The following is a 16,864-nucleotide window of genomic DNA, read 5'->3' on the forward strand; positions in this document are numbered from 1 at the left end:
ATACTACCTGTGTGAAGGAGCTTGGTCTCACGTGTGTTGCGACACAGAATACAAGCGCTTCTATGACATCAAATACAAAGAAGTCAACAGGAACCAGCACAAACGCGCACTCGCACTTACTGCCCGTAAATTTGCTAGATTGGTCTACAGTATGCTGAAGACTAATCAGCTATACAAAGCTCCTGTTTCAAAGTAGTAAATACTACTTTAGGAGTTAACGCCCTGTTTTTTTGAAACAGTACGGCAGGGCTTAGGCGGTCGTTCTTTCTTTTTTGAAAAATAACCAAAAAGAAAGGGACTTTTCAAGATTTTTCATCTTGACATATCACCGCTAGACTATTCATATAATATTCAAATAGTTCCGCTATAAATTGAGTTCATTATACTAATGATTTGTGTATTTATTGTTATAATTCTTCGAAAATAAAAAAAAGAGCCATTGGCTATATAACCAATGACTCTTAAAAATCAATCTTATTCCTCAGAAGCTACTTCTTCGATGTTAACATCAGCAACCTCAGCATCATCAGATGCTTCTGGCTCAAGAAGTGCCTTTACAGAAAGGCTAATCTTCTTCTCAGCATCGTTGAATTCAACGACCTTTGCTTCGATGTCCTGACCAACTGTAAGAACATCTGAAGGCTTTTCAATACGATCCTTAGAAATCTGTGATACATGAAGAAGTGCATCGATTCCAGGAGCGAGCTCTACGAAAGCACCGAAGTCCTTCATACGAACTACTTTACCCTTTACTACAGAACCAACTGCATACTTCTCAGCAGCACCATTCCATGGATTTGCATCATCAAACTTGCAAGAAAGTGCAATCTTGCCGTCCTTGATTTCTTTAACAAATACCTTGATTGTGTCGCCAACGTTAAGAGTCTTTGTAGGATTCTCAACACGGCCCCAGCTCATCTCTGAAATATGAAGAAGACCATCAGCACCACCTAAATCGATGAAAGCACCGAAGTCCTTAACATTCTTAACTGTTCCTTCGAATTCCTGACCAACAGCAATCTTAGCCATAAGCTCTTCCTGAGCCTTTGCTCTATCAGCAACAAGAAGAGTCTTTCTGTTACCAATAATTCTACGACGCTTAGGATCGAATTCTGTGATTACAAAGCTAATTTCCTGACCCTGATACTTTGTAAGATCCTTTTCGTATACATCTGATACAAATGAAGCAGGAATAAATACTCTAGCTTCATCAACAACAACTGTAAGGCCACCCTTAAGTACCTTATCAACTGTAGCTGTAAGAACTTCACCGTTCTCGAAAGCTTCTGCAAGTCTCTCATTGCCCTTTTCCTGAGCGAGTCTCTTGTATGAAAGAAGTACCTGTCCTTCGCCATCGTTTACCTTGATAACGATAGCTGATAAAGGATCACCAACTTTAACAACAGTAGTAAGATCAACATTAGATTCGTTTGTGTACTCTGAACGTGTAATGATACCATCTGACTTGTAACCGATATTTAAAACGATTTCATCTGGCTTTACGCTTATAACAGTACCGTCTACTACCTCTCCATTGTGTATAGTTTTAAATGATTCCTCCAGCATTTGTTCAAAACTCATTTCTGACATTTCTTTTGAACCTCCTCAATAATATTGTTTGGGGTAGATGCCCCTGCGGTAATACCTACACTTTCAATGGAACTAAGGTCAGAAGGCTGGAAATCATCAGCCGTCTGTATATAGTAAGTATTGTTGCATCGTGTTTTGCATATCTCATACAGCTTCTGTGTGTTAGAGGAATTCTTGCTTCCTATTACTAACATAGCATCCACCGATGAAGCAATATCCGCTGCTTCCACTTGACGTTTGTTAGTCGCATCGCATATTGTATTCAAAACAATAATATGATAACCTTTTTGGTTTATAATTTCAACTAATTCTTGAAATTTATTATGATTAAAGGTGGTTTGAGAAACAATACATATATCCTTATCAGAATTAACTGAAAAGTCTTTAGCGCTTTGCTCATCTGAAATCACACTATAATCATTGCCGTTAATCCAGCCTACAATTCCTCTTACCTCGGGGTGGTCAGGATTGCCAATAATCACGATATATTCGCCATTTTTAGAATGTTCTTCAACAGCTCTATGTATCTTTTTAACGAATGGACAGGTGGCATCGATTACATTATGGCCCTTAGCCTTTAAGCTATCTTCTACCGCCTTTGTAACACCATGAGAACGAATAATCACTGTTCCTGGCTCATAATCAGCTGTACTATCCTCATCCATTACAGTAACACCATTTTCCTCAAATTCTCTAACAACCTCTTCATTATGAATGATTGGACCATAGGTATAAAGAGGGCCGTCACCTTCTGCAATCTGTTTTTTTACAACATCTACTGCTCTTTGCACGCCAAAGCAAAAGCCAGCAGATTCAGCTAAAATAACCTTCATAATCTATCCTTTATTTATTGCAAAGATTAATAATTGTGTCAACAACCTCATCAATAGTCATTTCTGAGCTATCTACGAGAATTGCATCATCTGCCTGCTTAAGTGGGCTGATTTCTCTGTGCGAGTCTCTGTAATCTCTATCCTCGATATCCTTTGCAATCTGATCAAAATCAGGATTTTCACCCTTAGCCTTAAGCTCGTCAAATCTACGCTTAGCGCGGCACTCAACAGATGCTGTGAGGAATACCTTTACATCTGCATTAGGAAGTACTACAGTTCCGATATCTCTACCATCCATGATTACATCTGTAGTCTTTGCAAGCTCCTGCTGAAGAGCAACAAGCTTTGTACGAACCGCACTATAAACTGATGTAGCACTAGCCATATTTCCAACTTCCTCTGTACGAATGAAGCCTGTAACATCCTCATCGTTAAGGATTACGTGCTGAGCGCCATCCTCATATTTGATAGAAACCTTAATATCATCTACAGATGCAGAAATTTTAGCCTCGTCGTCCTTTGAAATACCGCTTCTAAGGAAATATAAAGCCATTGCTCTATACATAGCTCCTGTATCCACGTAAACATATCCCTTCTTAGCAGCTACCGCTTTAGCTATAGTAGATTTTCCTGCTCCAGCAGGTCCGTCAATTGCAACATTAAATGCCATTTATCTATCCTCCAAAATTTATTCTATCGATAATCCAGCCAGATAGCCTGTAGACCAAGCAATCTGAAGATTGAAGCCACCTGTGTATGCATCTAAATCAAGTACCTCACCGGCAACGGACAACCCATTTATATTTTTACATTTCATTGTGGAAGGGTCAATATCTTTTACCGAAATTCCCCCCTGTGTAATAATAGCCTCTTTATATTCACGAAGACCTGTAATTGTAAATGGAAAGACCTTCAAAAGATTAATTATCGCAAGTCTTTCTTCCTTAGTGATTGAGTTGATTTGTCTCATATCATCAAAATCCAAAAGTTCAATAAAAACTGGCACCATAGATGCTGGAAGTAAGCCTCTTAAAACAGAACTTAAGTGTTTATTCATGTTGTCATTAAAATCTCTAAGAATTCTTGCGTCTAATTCTTCAAAAGATAAAGCAGGCTTTAAATCTATAGTAGCTGAAAGCTTGCCAGCAGATTGAAGCTTTTTGCCAATAATAGAACTAGCTGAAAGAACAAGAGGTCCTGACACACCAAAATGAGTAAACAGCATTTCACCGAAGCCATCGTACAGCTTTTTCTTACTATCACAGATGGTGAGGTTAACGTTCTTCAATGCCAAGCCCTGCATCTGTGGAACGTAAGCTTCTGCCACATTTAAAGGCACCAATGCTGGGCGGGTATCTGTAACCTTTAGTCCAAGGCTTTTAGCCCATTTTAAGCCATCACCGGTAGAACCTGTGGTTTGATAAGAAAGACCGCCTGTACAAAGAATAACAGCGTCACAGCTTATCCTCTTTTTGTCCTTAAGCTCAACTCCTGTCACCTTGTCGCCTTCAACAAGAATGGATTTAACCTCAGTGTTAAGCTGAATATCTACTTTATATTCAAGTAATGCATTTTTCAAAGCTTTTGTAATATCTGATGCATGGTCAGATTCTGGAAAAGCTCTATTACCCCTTTCCACCTTTGTTTTAGTACCGTGCATTTCGATAAAATCAATCATCGCCTCTGAATTAAAGGTGTAGATTGCACTATATAAAAACTTAGGGTTGCTGACTACATTTTTAAGAAAATCTTCCTCGTTGCAGGCATTAGTAAAATTACATCTGCCCTTGCCTGTAATGTAAATCTTCTTTCCAAGCTTTTCATTTTTCTCAAGTAGTGTAACCTTATGGCCACACATTCCAGCAGCATAAGCAGCCATCATTCCAGCTGCGCCACCACCTATAACTATAACCTTACTCATTAAAATCTCCTGGATAATACATTTTTAGAGAATCTTCAACCATATCAATTTCATCATTTTCATAAAATTGATAGTTGTTCCATACGTCCTCAATCATTTCTAGATTCTTTGCAACTACTGCCTGTCTTCTTGTGCACAGCGCTACAATTAAGGCATTAATAACAGAAAGAGGTGCCACCAAAGAATCAACAGCAGCATGCATATCGCTTTCTGCAATAAGATTGCAGGAGCTGTAAAGATTCATTGGAGAATGAATTGAATCTGTGATTGTAATAACATTGGCCCTTCTATTATTTGCAAATTCTAAAGCCTTTAAGGTGCGCATAGAATATCTAGGGAAGGATATACCAATAATGCAATCCTCCTCATTTATATGAATCATCTGCTCAAAAAGCTCTGATGTAGAGCTGGTCTGCAGATTTACCACATTATCAAATATCATATTTAAATAAAATGAAAGAAATGATGCAAGCGGCGCACAGGTACGGATACCAACCACATAGATGCGTCTTGCATTAAGAATGGTATCGATGGCATTGTCAAAAGCAGCCTCATCGATGGTTTCCATTGTATTTTTAATCTTAAGGGCATCGGAAGAAAGAACTGTGCGAAGAACACCGTTCTGCTCAATACCGCCACTAGTGATTTCGATTCTGTCGGAGGTGTTAAGCTTGGCTCTTACTACTCCCTCTAAAGCCTGCTGAAACTCCGGATAACCCTTGTAGCCTATAAAGGATGCAAATCTAACTACAGTGGACTCAGAAACGCCTATAATTTCACCAAGTTTGGCTGCAGTAAGAAAAACTGCCTTGTCATAATTATCGATAATATAGTTTGCAAGTAATTTTTGTCCCTTAGACATTTTGCCATAATTTTCATTAATCTTTGAAATTAAATCCGTTGTGGTTGCCATAATATACCTCATTAACTATTTATAGAGATTTATATTATATTACACGAAAAATGGCAATGCAAGAAATCTTGCATTGCCATTTAAATTTAAGTTTAATTATTAAACTGGATAAGCCTTATTTACTGTATCAGCTTTTTTAGGATCAACCTTTGTCTGCTGAGCCTCACGATACTCGAAGAACTCTGTAGCAACCTTTGGGAATAAAGCGTAAGATAAAACATCTTCATCCTGCTGTTTCCATCTAGCACACTCATCCTCAAATTTCTTAAGACCTGGCTCAAGTAAATCTGCTGGACGGCATGTGATAGCCTTATCCTTATCAGCACCAAGTGCCTTCTCAACAACCTCTGGGTTGAATGGCTTAACTGTCTGGCCATATTTACCAAGAAGGATATCCTTTGTCTGCTCTGTAACAACCTTGTATCTCTCACCCATAAGAACGTTAAATACAGCCTGTGTACCAACAATCTGTGATGAAGGAGTAACAAGTGGTGGCTCACCAAGATCCTTACGTACACGTGGTACTTCCTCAAGAACCTCGCGTAGCTTGTCTTCCTTACCCTGCTCCTTTAACTGGCTGATAAGGTTTGAAAGCATACCGCCAGGAACCTGATAACGAAGTGTATTGATGTTAACACCAAGAACCTTTGTTGACATAAGACCGCTCTCGATGCACTCTTCTCTGTATGGACGGAAGTAATCAGCAATTTCAGAAAGAAGCTCCTGATCAAATCCTGTATCGTATGGTGTGCCTTCAAATGCAGCAGCCATAACCTCTGTAGCTGGCTGAGATGTACCAAGTGCAAATGGTGACATAGCGCAGTCAATAATATCTGCACCAGCTTCAACAGCCTTTAAGTATGTCATACTAGCAACACCAGATGTGTAGTGAGTATGCATTTCGATTGGAAGTGATGTAGATTCCTTTAATGCTGTAACAAGCTCATAAGCCTTAGCTGGAACAAGTAAACCAGCCATATCCTTGATACAGATTGAATCAGCCCCCATATCCTCGATACGCTTTGCAATATCCTTCCAATAATCAAGTGTATATGCTTCTCCAAGTGTGTAAGAAAGAGCAACCTGCGCATGTCCCTTCTCCTTGTTAGTAGCATTTACTGCTGTCTGAAGATTTCTGATATCGTTGAGACAGTCGAAAATACGAATGATATCAATACCATTTGCAATTGACTTCTGAACGAAATATTCAACAACATCATCAGGATACTGGCTGTATCCTAAGATGTTCTGGCCTCTGAAAAGCATCTGAAGCTTTGTGTTCTTAAATCCATCACGAAGCTGACGAAGTCTGTCCCATGGATCTTCCTTTAAGAATCTAAGGCAAGCATCAAATGTAGCACCACCCCAACACTCTACGGCGTTATATCCAACCTTATCCATCTTATCAATGATAGGAAGCATCATAGAGGTAGGCATACGAGTTGCTATAAGAGACTGATGTGCATCACGGAGCACTGTCTCTGTAATTTTAACTGGCTTTGGACTAATATCTGCCATTATATTTTCCTCCTAATAATTAAAGTTTACACGTATTCTAGACGCCGAAAATCGCCATAAATACGCCGGCTGCAACAGCTGTACCGATAACTCCGGCAACGTTTGGTCCCATAGCATGCATAAGGAGGAAGTTTGTTGGGTCCTCTTCTGCACCAACCTTCTGAGAAACACGAGCAGCCATAGGAACGGCAGATACACCAGCCGAACCAATAAGTGGATTAATCTTACCATGAGTAAGATGACATAATAACTTACCGAATAATACACCAGCAGCTGTACCAAATACGAAAGCTACAAGACCAAGAATAACGATTTTGATTGTAGCAGCATTTAAGAAAGCTTCAGCTGATGTAGAAGCACCTACAGATGTACCAAGTAAAATAACTACGATGTACATAAGAGCATTTGATGCTGTTTCTGTAAGCTGGTTAACTACACCTGACTCCTTGAATAAGTTACCAAGCATAAGCATACCAACAAGTGGTGCTGTTGTAGGTAAGATCAAACATACGATGATAGTAACTACAATTGGGAATAAAATCTTCTCAAGCTTTGATACTGGTCTAAGCTGAGCCATCTTGATTGAACGTTCCTTCTTTGTAGTAAGTAACTTCATAATAGGTGGCTGAATGATAGGCACAAGTGACATATATGAGTATGCTGCCACAGCAATAGGTCCCATAAGTGAAGACTGTCCTAATTTACCAGCCAAGAAAATAGATGTAGGTCCATCTGCACCACCGATGATTGATACAGCAGCCGCAGCCTGATCTGAGAATCCTAAAAGGATTGCAAGAAGGTAAGCTGTGAAAATACCAATCTGTGCAGCAGCACCAAGCCAGAAGCTTATTGGATTTGCAATAAGTGGACCAAAATCTGTCATAGCTCCAACACCCATGAAAATAAGTGATGGAAGAATTGAATACTCATCAAGAGTATAGAAATAATAAAGCAAGCCGCCTACACCATTAGAGGTTTCCTCAGGTGAAGCAATAATATCAGGATAGATATTTACAAGAAGCATACCAAAAGCGATTGGAAGCAACAGTAAAGGCTCATATCCCTTCTTGATTGCTAGATAAAGGAAAACACAGGCAACCGCTATCATGACATAGTTACCCCAAGTCAGATTGAAAAATGCAGTCTGATGAGCGAGGTTTAACAATGTCTCTCCAACGTAACTCATGTGAATTCCTCCTATTAGTTCATAGTTGCAAGTAATGCGCCAGCTTCAACCTGCTGACCTTCGTTGCAATTGATAGATGCAACAGTTCCGTCTGAAGGTGCAACAACTGGTGTTTCCATCTTCATAACCTCAAGAACAACAACTGGATCACCCTTCTTTACTGCAGTACCAGCAGCAGCGGCAATCTTTACAACCTTTCCAGCAGCACCAGCCTCAATTTTAACTGAGCCAGCAGAACCTGTAGCTACAGGAGCTGGAGCAGCAGCCTTTGGTGCAGCAGCAGGTGTTACAGGAGAAACTCCTGAACCTCCCTTATCTTCTACAGTTACATCATAAACTGTTCCATTAACAGTAATTGTATAATTTTTCATGGTATTCCTCCTAAACATTAACGTCTTTTCTTGATTGAACGTACTACAAACGAATCTGTAGAAGCGCCTGTGCTAGCAGCGATAGCGGCTGCAATAACTGCAACTAACTGCAAATCATCTGTTTCATTTTTAACTGGTGCAGATACAGCGGCTGGAGTAGCAACTACTACTTCCTCTTTAGCCTTTGGCTTGTTCTGAACCTTTGAAATAAGCTCGAAGCTCTTAATAACACCTGACATCACAACAAGCATTGCAAATACAATAAGGATACCCATTACTGTATTAAGTCCTGCTTTTGCCATTGTCTCACCAAGAGAATATACAGGCTCGATATTAATTGCGGTTGCTCCGCTCTTCATATCATTTGCGTTAAATACAACTGTAAGCTTTAAATCTCTCTTTGAGTAATGTCCAACAAGTGTTGCTGTAATTGTCTTGCCTGACTTTGATACATCAAATGCTTTGACTCCACCAATATTGAGCTTTCCAATATTGATGCCACCAATTACTTTGTTATTATCGTAGTATTCTACGAAATCTCCTTTAACTGGGTAACATTCCTGCCAATCACTGAACAATCCAGCTGAGACTGCATCGTCAGAGCTTTGCGCCTGAGTAACATAGCCTTCAGCAGTAACTGCATCAACAGTTTCAAGCTGAGCCATTGTATTCTTCAGCATCTGTTCGTAATTAGAAATTGGAAGACCACCAATAGTCTCATCCTGATTATTTCCACAAGCAGTAAGGCCAAGCATTAATACCAAGGTGCAGACAACCATTAATAATTTTTTTCTCATAATGTCACCTTCCTGCTCTAAAAGAACATTTCAAATCCTGCAATAATGTATTTTCTTGCATCTGCCATAGATACGATTCTATCAATGTGTCCATGTGCAGCAGCTGTAAGAGCGCTATCCTGAAGCTCAGCGTAGCTCTTTTCAATTGAAGCTGCATCTGTTCCATTATCAGCAAGAATCTTTGCTGCCTTAGAAGCCTCCATAGCACCAACTGATGTTGAGTCAAAAGCGTAAACTAAATCAGCGCCAAGAGCCTTAGAATTCATAAGAACATAAGGTGTTCCATAAGCCTGCTTTGTAATAAGGTTAAGCTTTGGTACGCTAGCATCAACAAATCTCTGTGTCATCTGAGCAAGTGCTCTAGGAAGACGCTTTTCCTGACACTGGCATGCCTTAAAGGCTGTAACATTTGTGATTGAAAGAACTGGGATTTCGTACATATCGCAAAGATCAACGAAATCTGCTGCCTTCTCGCATCCAATTGCTGAAAGATAAGCCTCTCCATCAACCTCACGGTTACCTACAACACCAATTGTTACTCCATCAAGCTTCATAAGACCTGTAACCATTTCCTTAGCGAATCCTGCCTTAAGCTCGATAAACTGTCTATTATCAGCAAGCTCTGTAGCAACTGCAGCTGCATCTGTAAGCTTACCTTCAAGTCCTTCTGCTGCTCTGTTAAGATCATCAGAAGCCTCTACGATATCATTAGGAATCATAGAAATGACCTGTCTCATAGAAGAAACTACTTCAGCAAGAGAACCGCAAACATCTACGGTACCAGCCTCGTTAAACTGGAATTTAGCTGAAGATGTATCAGTATCATTTCCTTTGATAGTATCTGGCGAATTAATATAAAGAGATGCACCATCAACCATAAATGTGAAATCTGCAAGTGAAGGAAGAACTGAAAGTCCACCACCGCAGTTGCCAGCTACACACATAAGCTGAGGAATAACTCCCTTGACATCGGCTGCTCTCTCAATTACTGAGCCAAGAGCCTCAAGAGCATCAAATGACTCCTGTAAACGAACGCCACCACAATCGATAAAACCAATTACTGGAGCCCCCACTTTAAGAGCCATGTCATATACAGAAAGAATCTTTTTAGCATGCATTTCGCCAATTGTGCCCCCTAAAACATCGGCATTCTGACTGAATACGAAAACTAAAGTTCCGTCTACAAGACCATGTCCAATAATTACACCATCTGATGGTTCTTTTTTTGCATCAAGATTAAAATCTGTGCTTCTGCTTGTGACTAAAGACTGCAACTCAACGAAGCTGTTTTCGTCCAATAAAGCATTGATTCTAGCCTGAGCTTGATTTGAATCACTACCCATCTTTTACCTCCATTTATATAAAATATTTCAAAATTTCTCGCAAGTTTAATAATATCGTTTTTACCCCATATTTTCAATCCAGTTGTATTAAAATGCCGTTAAAAAAGTAACAAAAAAACCACTCCAAAATTTGGGTGGTTTTTTGATTGACATTTACACTGTCACCTCTACATTATTTGCCTCATTTTCAGCCTCTAATTTAAACTCTTCAATCTGTGATTGAGAAAGCTCTGGAAGCTCTTCAATAGAACTTACGCCAAATGAGCGTAAAAATTCCTCAGTAGTACCAAAAAGCATAGGACGTCCAGGAGCATCCAAGCGTCCAAGCTCTGTGCAAAGACCGAATTCAACTAACTTTGAAACCGCAAAATCGCATGATACGCCCCTGATTTTTTCGATTTCAGATTTTGTAATAGGCTGCTTATATGCAATTATTGAAAGTGTCTCCAAGAGAACATCTGTAAGGACATGCTTTTTAGGCTGTTTTGCAATTCTAATAAGATATTCATAAATATCAGGGCTAGTGCACATCTGATAGGCACCATCAATCTGAGTGATAGAGATACCTCTGTTCTGTTCTTCGTAATCCTTTTTAAGAGCCTCAATTGCTTCGATAACTTTCTTTTCTTCTATTTCAAGAGCCTTTGCAATTCTGGAAGGTTCAACAGTTCCTCCCATTGTAAACAATATTCCCTCGGCTATATTTTTAATCTCTTCTAATTCCATAATTTCTCCATTTATTAAGCAGCGATTTTAGATTCGATAACAATATCTGTAAATGTATCTTCCTGTGTGATATTAATCTGACCAGCCTTCATCATTTCAAGGATGCAAAGGAAGGTAACGATTACCTCTGTCTTGGAATGTGCAGCCTCCAAAAGATTTCTGAAGCTAAAGGTATTATGAGACTTTGCAAAAGCAATAGTCCATTCCATTTTCTGTTCCAGACTAACCTCTTCCTTTTTGATTTTACCAAAGGTAGAACGAATAGGATCTCGTCTATTATCCTGACGCTTAAGCACCTGATTGAAGATTTCATTAAGCTTATTCAAGGTTAAATCTCCTACAAGCTCATCCAAATCAACCGGCTGTTCATACTTAAGAACCTCCTCTGGAATAGTAGGTTCCTTATAAAACACAAGACTTGCATCCATCTGTCTATCTCTAAGCTGATAAGAAATAGTCTTATACATCTTATATTCGAGGAGCTGCTGAACAAGCTCTGCACGTGGATCTTCCTCTTCCTCGTCTTCCTCTTCCTTTTCTTCTCTAGGAAGAAGCATACGACTTTTGATATCCAAAAGAGTGGTGGCCATCAAAAGAAATTCACTCATGACATCCAAATCGCTATTATCCATGGCACGGACGTACTCCATGTATTGATCTGTAATTTCAACGATTGGAATATCATAAATATCAACTTTATTTTTATCAATCAGATGTAAGAGTAGATCCAAAGGACCCTCAAACGCCTGAAGCTTTACATTCATCTCCAAAATTAATATATCTCCCTCTCTAAATACATCAAAATGCATCCTAGTACTCCGTGCTCCCGGAAGCCATCTCCCATTGGAGTCAAGGGAACCTCCCTAAAGGGTCCCTCCTTAACTCCATGGGGCCCTCTTCCTCGCGCTCGCGAAGGTTGTGTGGCATTTTGATTAATTATCTACAGATTCATTAGAATCTTCTACGAACATAAAATAGTCTCATACGTAGAGACCACGTATGAGACTATTATAAAAGACTATATAGTGGATGTCAATAAATCGTACCACTAGATGTAGTTGTCAGATAATTTTAAAGTGACTCGAAAGTCTTACGGATTTCGATGATGAAATCGCGGGAATTAAGGACTGTAGGATTATCGATAGATGTGATAAGGGCTAAATCCTTTGTCATTTTGCCATCCTCGATTGTCTTGATACAAGCCTGCTCCAGCTTATCTGCAAAAGCTGAAAGTTCAGGAATGTTATCCAATTCTCCACGTTTTCTAAGGGCTCCTGTCCAAGCAAAGATTGTAGCTACTGAGTTAGTAGATGTCTCCTCACCCTTGAGGTGCTTGTAATAATGACGCTGAACTGTACCATGAGCAGCTTCATATTCATAGTAACCCTGTGGGCTAACAAGAACTGATGTCATCATAGCTAGTGAACCGAAGGCTGATGAAATCATATCTGACATAACATCACCATCATAATTTTTACATGCCCAGATAAATCCGCCTTCAGACTTCATTACACGGGCAACGGCATCATCAATAAGTGTGTAGAAATATTCGATTCCAGCCTTATCAAAGGCATCCTTATATTCCTTATCAAAGATTTCCTGGAAGATATCTTTGAATCTGTGGTCGTACTTCTTTGAAATAGTATCCTTTGAAGCAAACCATAAATCCTGCTTTGTATCAAGAGCGAATTTGAAGCAGCTATGTGCGAAGCTCTCGATAGAAGCATCTATATTGTGCTGGCCCTGAACAACACCAGGACCATTAAATGTATGAACAAGCGCACGCTCTTCTGTTCCATCCTCTGCTGTGTAAACAAGCTCTACCTTACCAGCGCCAGGGATTCTCATTTCAGTGTTCTTGTAAACATCACCATAAGCATGACGAGCTATAGTAATAGGCTTCTTCCATGACTTAACATTTGGTTCGATTCCCTTTACAACGATTGGAGCTCTGAATACTGTACCATCTAAGATTGCGCGGATTGTGCCGTTTGGGCTCTTCCACATTTCCTTAAGATTGTACTCTGTCATTCTTGCAGCGTTAGGAGTGATTGTGGCACACTTGACGGCAACACCGTATTTCTTGGTAGCCTCGGCAGAATCTACTGTAACCTTATCATCTGTCTCGTTACGATGTTCAAGACCAAGGTCATAGTACTCTGTCTTTAAATCAATAAATGGAAGTAAAAGCTCGTCCTTTATCATCTGCCAAAGGATGCGAGTCATTTCGTCTCCGTCCATCTCTACAAGGGGTGTTGTCATCTGAATCTTGCTCATACATTTTCTCCTTTTCTAGTCCGCTATTAAATATTACTTTACAACAAGGTTTACGATTTTGTTTGGTACGTAAATCTCTTTTACCAGGTTCTTACCATCGATAGCCTTTACAACTGCCTCGTCAGCCTTTGCTGTGGCAAGGGCTGTGTCCTTGTCGCAGCCGTTAGGGATTGTGATTGTAGCCTTAAGCTTGCCGTTTACCTGAACTGCGATTTCGATTGTTGATTCTACAATCTTTGCAGGATCAAATTCTGGCCACTGTGAAAGTGAGCAGTATCCCTCGCCGCCAAGCTCTGCATACATCTCTTCTGCAAGATGTGGTGCAAATGGGCAAAGAAGCTTAACTAAAATAGTAAGATTCTCTTTTGTAATATGTCCCTCAGCAACGATATCGTTAAGAAGTCCCATCATAACTGCTATAGCTGTGTTGTACTTCATAGCCTCGATATCCTCTGAAACCTTCTTTATTGTTTTATGAATTCCTGTTTCAATCTTTTCACTATTAGCCTCGTCAGTAACCATATCTGTAAGACCTGCGAATCTCTCGAGGAATCTCTTACATCCACGGACTGAAGCATCTGACCAAGGAGCTGCTGCGCCGTAATCACCCATGAATAATACGTATGTACGAAGTGTATCAGCACCGTATGCATCTACAATATCAAGTGGATCAATTACGTTTCCGCGAGACTTAGACATCTTCTGTCCATCCTCACCAAGGATCATGCCCTGTGCGCTTCTCTTTAAGTATGGCTCTGGAGTATTAACTACACCAAGGTCATAAAGGAAGTGATGCCAGAAACGTGAGTAAATTAAGTGACGTGTAACGTGCTCCATACCACCGTTATACCAATCAACTGGCATCCAGTAGTTAAGCTTGTCCATAGCAGCAAATTCATTATCGTTGTGTGGATCGATGTAACGAAGGAAGTACCAAGATGAACCAGCCCACTGTGGCATAGTATCTGTCTCGCGCTTTGCAGCACCACCACACTTAGGACACTTGCAATTTACAAAGCTTTCTACTCTTGCAAGTGGTGACTCACCGTCTGTACCTGGCTCGAACTTCTCCATTACTGGAAGCTTAAGTGGAAGCTCCTCAAATGGAACTGCTACATCACCACATGTAGGACAATGTACGATTGGAATAGGCTCGCCCCAGTAACGCTGTCTGTTGAATGCCCAGTCCTTCATCTTGAACTGTACACCAGCCTTACCACAGCCAAGTTTCTCTAATTCTTTAATCATTCTATCGATTGAGTCCTTTTTGTTGTTAAGACCATTTAAGAACTCAGAGTTAATCATGTTACCTTCGCCTGTGTAAGCTTCCTTTGTAACATCGCCACCCTCGATTACAGGGATGATGTCGATGCCAAATTTTGTAGCGAAGTCCCAGTCACGCTGATCATGAGCAGGAACAGCCATGATAGCACCTGTACCGTAGCCCATCATTACGTAATCTGAAATGAATACAGGAATCTTCTTTCCTGTGATTGGGTTGATTGCATCAAAGCCCTCAACACGTACGCCTGTCTTATCCTTAGAAACAAGCTGTGTACGCTCGAACTCAGACTTCTTCTGGCACTCAGCTCTGTATGCAAGGATTGCGTCCATGTTAGAAATCTTGTCAGCGTATTTATCAATATATGGATGCTCAGGAGCAATTACCATAAATGTAACACCGCAAAGTGTATCTGGACGAGTTGTGTAAATCTCAAGCTTGTCCTCAATACCATCAAGTGTGAAGTTTACGAAAGCACCCTTTGACTTACCAATCCAGTTAACCTGCTGCTGCTTAATGTTCTCTGGGAAATCAAGACCGTCAAGTCCCTGAAGGAGCTTATCAGCGTACTCTGTAATACGAAGATACCAAACGTCCTTTTCCTTCTGGATAACGTCTGTATCACAGATATCACACTTACCGCCCTGTGAATCCTCGTTTGAAAGAACTACCTTACAATGTGGGCAATAGTTAACAAGAGTCTTATCTCTGAAAACTAATCCCTTTTCAAACATCTTAAGGAAAATCCACTGTGTCCACTTGTAGTAATCTTCCTGTGTAGTATCGATTGTGCGGCTATAATCAAATGAGAAACCTACGCTCTTAAGCTGAGTTGTAAATTTCTTAATGTTGTCGTCTGTAATCTTACGTGGATGTGTGTTTGTCTTTACAGCGTAATTTTCTGTAGGAAGACCAAATGCATCAAATCCGATAGGGAATAATACATTGTAGCCCTGCATTCTACGCTTTCTAGAAATAACCTCTACTGAAGAATAAGCCTTGATATGTCCAACGTGCATACCAGCTCCTGATGGATATGGGAATTCAACCAATCCATAGAACTTTGGCTTATCTGAACCATCAACAGCTCTGAAAATATCATCTTTTTCCCAGGCTGCCTGCCATTTTTTCTCAATTGCTTTAAAATTATGCTTCATTTATTTATACCTCTCGCACTTTATCTAACTAAACAAGAATTATAATAAAAGCTGTAGAGTTTTGCAACGAAAACTCTACAGCAAATAATAATTATTGTATCTATACTTTTCTATTTTAATAAGGATTAGTTTAAATATTAACCAATTTCATTAAGCGATTACCGACATCATAGCAAGCATACCTAAATTTGTAATGTAGGTTCTGCGCTCGTCTATGCCCCAGTACTTTTCTTCCACACGGGTAACATCAAGGTATTCTCCATAATTTAATGGTGATACTGGTCCGTTAGCTACAAAAGGAACCACATAGCTTCCAGAATGTTCATCCTTATAAACTCTGATGCTGGCTTCCCCCGGATCGCTGATATCAATTGTCTTGCAAAATGATATTAAATCATCAAGACTATCTGCCTTTGCCTCGAAGAAATATTCCTCCTCAACTGGTTTTTCTTCTACATCGTACTCTATAGTGAATTGCATACTACCTCTTTTTCTAATAAAACACTGTTAAAAAATTGCCTTGATATAGTAGCACGACTTATGCAATGACTCTACATGCAGTTTTTCTACTTTGTCCCTTAAGTCACCGAAAAATAATATTATAGATAAAAAACTGACGAAGCATAAGCCCAATGTCATTAAGTTAAGAGGGATGTATAAAGATCTCTGCATCAGGAATGATGCAGGGGTCTTTTTTCTATAAAGGGTTGACATTAATGCAGAAAAGTGCGGCCGCTTTCGCTACTGATTATTTTCAGAGGTAGCGAAAGCGGCCCTTGAAATTGTAAGTATATTTACAAATTTCAGGGAGGCGCACATGAAACCACAAATGGTAAAGAAACTTTTGATGTCACAAATTAAAACAATTGCAGATAATGCAAAATCTTTCTGTATTGATTCTGAAAGAAATTTCTCACGAAAAAGAAAATTGTCTATGGAAAAAGTCATTA

The 16,864-nt window shown here is 39.7% G+C and carries 15 protein-coding genes; all 15 read right to left on the reverse strand.

Translation table 11 applies throughout. The features are described 5' to 3' along the window. Nucleotides 1-474 precede the first annotated feature (474 nt). A complete protein-coding gene (gene rpsA, locus BM097_RS14800) occupies nt 475-1,590 on the reverse strand; it encodes a 30S ribosomal protein S1 (RefSeq protein WP_090552085.1) in 1,116 nt (371 codons plus the stop codon). Further along, nucleotides 1,578-2,423, reverse strand: coding sequence for a 4-hydroxy-3-methylbut-2-enyl diphosphate reductase (gene ispH / locus BM097_RS14805; RefSeq protein WP_090552089.1), 846 nt, complete (start codon nt 2,421-2,423; stop codon nt 1,578-1,580). Before ispH ends, rpsA begins: the two co-directional genes overlap by 13 nt. 10 nt (nt 2,424-2,433) lie before the next feature. Next, complete coding sequence (gene cmk / locus BM097_RS14810) at nt 2,434-3,093, reverse strand: (d)CMP kinase (protein ID WP_090552093.1); 660 nt, start codon at nt 3,091-3,093, stop codon at nt 2,434-2,436. 18 nt (nt 3,094-3,111) lie between these two features. Further along, entirely contained in the window at nt 3,112-4,344 is a 1,233-nt protein-coding gene (locus tag BM097_RS14815) for a BaiN/RdsA family NAD(P)/FAD-dependent oxidoreductase (RefSeq protein ID WP_090552097.1), read from the reverse strand. Next, nucleotides 4,337-5,257 carry a MurR/RpiR family transcriptional regulator gene (locus BM097_RS14820; protein ID WP_090552100.1) on the reverse strand — a complete coding sequence of 307 codons (921 nt, stop codon included), beginning with the start codon at nt 5,255-5,257 and terminating at the stop codon, nt 4,337-4,339. Before BM097_RS14820 ends, BM097_RS14815 begins: the two co-directional genes overlap by 8 nt. 99 nt (nt 5,258-5,356) lie before the next feature. Continuing rightward, nucleotides 5,357-6,775: an oxaloacetate decarboxylase subunit alpha gene (locus BM097_RS14825; RefSeq protein WP_090552104.1), complete on the reverse strand. Its 1,419-nt coding sequence runs from the start codon at nt 6,773-6,775 to the stop codon at nt 5,357-5,359. 37 nt (nt 6,776-6,812) lie between these two features. Beyond that, nucleotides 6,813-7,961 (reverse strand): sodium ion-translocating decarboxylase subunit beta, encoded by a 1,149-nt coding sequence (locus tag BM097_RS14830; protein WP_090552108.1) that lies wholly within the window; start codon nt 7,959-7,961, stop codon nt 6,813-6,815. Between the two features lie 14 nt (nt 7,962-7,975). Beyond that, nucleotides 7,976-8,332: a biotin/lipoyl-containing protein gene (locus tag BM097_RS14835; protein ID WP_090552112.1), complete on the reverse strand. Its 357-nt coding sequence runs from the start codon at nt 8,330-8,332 to the stop codon at nt 7,976-7,978. 17 nt (nt 8,333-8,349) lie between these two features. Further along, nucleotides 8,350-9,129, reverse strand: a complete 780-nt coding sequence (locus BM097_RS14840) for an OadG family protein (protein ID WP_090552116.1) — start codon at nt 9,127-9,129, stop codon at nt 8,350-8,352. A gap of 17 nt (nt 9,130-9,146) precedes the next feature. Next, the gene (locus BM097_RS14845; RefSeq protein ID WP_090552120.1) at nt 9,147-10,472 is read right to left on the reverse strand and encodes a carboxyl transferase domain-containing protein; all 1,326 of its coding nucleotides are present in this window, start codon (nt 10,470-10,472) and stop codon (nt 9,147-9,149) included. 153 nt (nt 10,473-10,625) lie between these two features. After that, nucleotides 10,626-11,198 (reverse strand): SMC-Scp complex subunit ScpB, encoded by a 573-nt coding sequence (gene scpB, locus BM097_RS14850; protein WP_090552124.1) that lies wholly within the window; start codon nt 11,196-11,198, stop codon nt 10,626-10,628. A gap of 14 nt (nt 11,199-11,212) precedes the next feature. Further along, the gene (locus BM097_RS14855; protein WP_090552143.1) at nt 11,213-11,968 is read right to left on the reverse strand and encodes a segregation and condensation protein A; all 756 of its coding nucleotides are present in this window, start codon (nt 11,966-11,968) and stop codon (nt 11,213-11,215) included. Between the two features lie 301 nt (nt 11,969-12,269). Further along, the gene (locus tag BM097_RS14860) at nt 12,270-13,475 is read right to left on the reverse strand and encodes an NADP-dependent isocitrate dehydrogenase (RefSeq protein ID WP_090552127.1); all 1,206 of its coding nucleotides are present in this window, start codon (nt 13,473-13,475) and stop codon (nt 12,270-12,272) included. A 33-nt stretch (nt 13,476-13,508) separates the two neighbouring features. Next, nucleotides 13,509-15,914 carry a leucine--tRNA ligase gene (leuS, locus tag BM097_RS14865; protein ID WP_090552130.1) on the reverse strand — a complete coding sequence of 802 codons (2,406 nt, stop codon included), beginning with the start codon at nt 15,912-15,914 and terminating at the stop codon, nt 13,509-13,511. A 150-nt stretch (nt 15,915-16,064) separates the two neighbouring features. After that, nucleotides 16,065-16,394 carry a hypothetical protein gene (locus BM097_RS14870; protein WP_090552135.1) on the reverse strand — a complete coding sequence of 110 codons (330 nt, stop codon included), beginning with the start codon at nt 16,392-16,394 and terminating at the stop codon, nt 16,065-16,067. Nucleotides 16,395-16,864 lie beyond the last annotated feature (470 nt).

Origin of the sequence: Pseudobutyrivibrio sp. OR37 (assembly GCF_900113655.1) — a bacterium.
In the GTDB taxonomy this organism is placed as follows: domain Bacteria; phylum Bacillota; class Clostridia; order Lachnospirales; family Lachnospiraceae; genus Pseudobutyrivibrio.

Bases quoted from the DNA above. Each gene is read 5' to 3' on its own strand.
- rpsA (WP_090552085.1), bottom strand. From the start codon at position 1,590: ATGTCAGAAATGAGTTTTGAACAAATGCTGGAGGAATCATTTAAAACT.
- ispH (WP_090552089.1), bottom strand. From the start codon at position 2,423: ATGAAGGTTATTTTAGCTGAATCTGCTGGCTTTTGCTTTGGCGTGCAA.
- cmk (WP_090552093.1), bottom strand. From the start codon at position 3,093: ATGGCATTTAATGTTGCAATTGACGGACCTGCTGGAGCAGGAAAATCT.
- BM097_RS14815 (WP_090552097.1), bottom strand. From the start codon at position 4,344: ATGAGTAAGGTTATAGTTATAGGTGGTGGCGCAGCTGGAATGATGGCT.
- BM097_RS14820 (WP_090552100.1), bottom strand. From the start codon at position 5,257: ATGGCAACCACAACGGATTTAATTTCAAAGATTAATGAAAATTATGGC.
- BM097_RS14825 (WP_090552104.1), bottom strand. From the start codon at position 6,775: ATGGCAGATATTAGTCCAAAGCCAGTTAAAATTACAGAGACAGTGCTC.
- BM097_RS14830 (WP_090552108.1), bottom strand. From the start codon at position 7,961: ATGAGTTACGTTGGAGAGACATTGTTAAACCTCGCTCATCAGACTGCA.
- BM097_RS14835 (WP_090552112.1), bottom strand. From the start codon at position 8,332: ATGAAAAATTATACAATTACTGTTAATGGAACAGTTTATGATGTAACT.
- BM097_RS14840 (WP_090552116.1), bottom strand. From the start codon at position 9,129: ATGAGAAAAAAATTATTAATGGTTGTCTGCACCTTGGTATTAATGCTT.
- BM097_RS14845 (WP_090552120.1), bottom strand. From the start codon at position 10,472: ATGGGTAGTGATTCAAATCAAGCTCAGGCTAGAATCAATGCTTTATTG.
- scpB (WP_090552124.1), bottom strand. From the start codon at position 11,198: ATGGAATTAGAAGAGATTAAAAATATAGCCGAGGGAATATTGTTTACA.
- BM097_RS14860 (WP_090552127.1), bottom strand. From the start codon at position 13,475: ATGAGCAAGATTCAGATGACAACACCCCTTGTAGAGATGGACGGAGAC.
- leuS (WP_090552130.1), bottom strand. From the start codon at position 15,914: ATGAAGCATAATTTTAAAGCAATTGAGAAAAAATGGCAGGCAGCCTGG.
- BM097_RS14870 (WP_090552135.1), bottom strand. From the start codon at position 16,394: ATGCAATTCACTATAGAGTACGATGTAGAAGAAAAACCAGTTGAGGAG.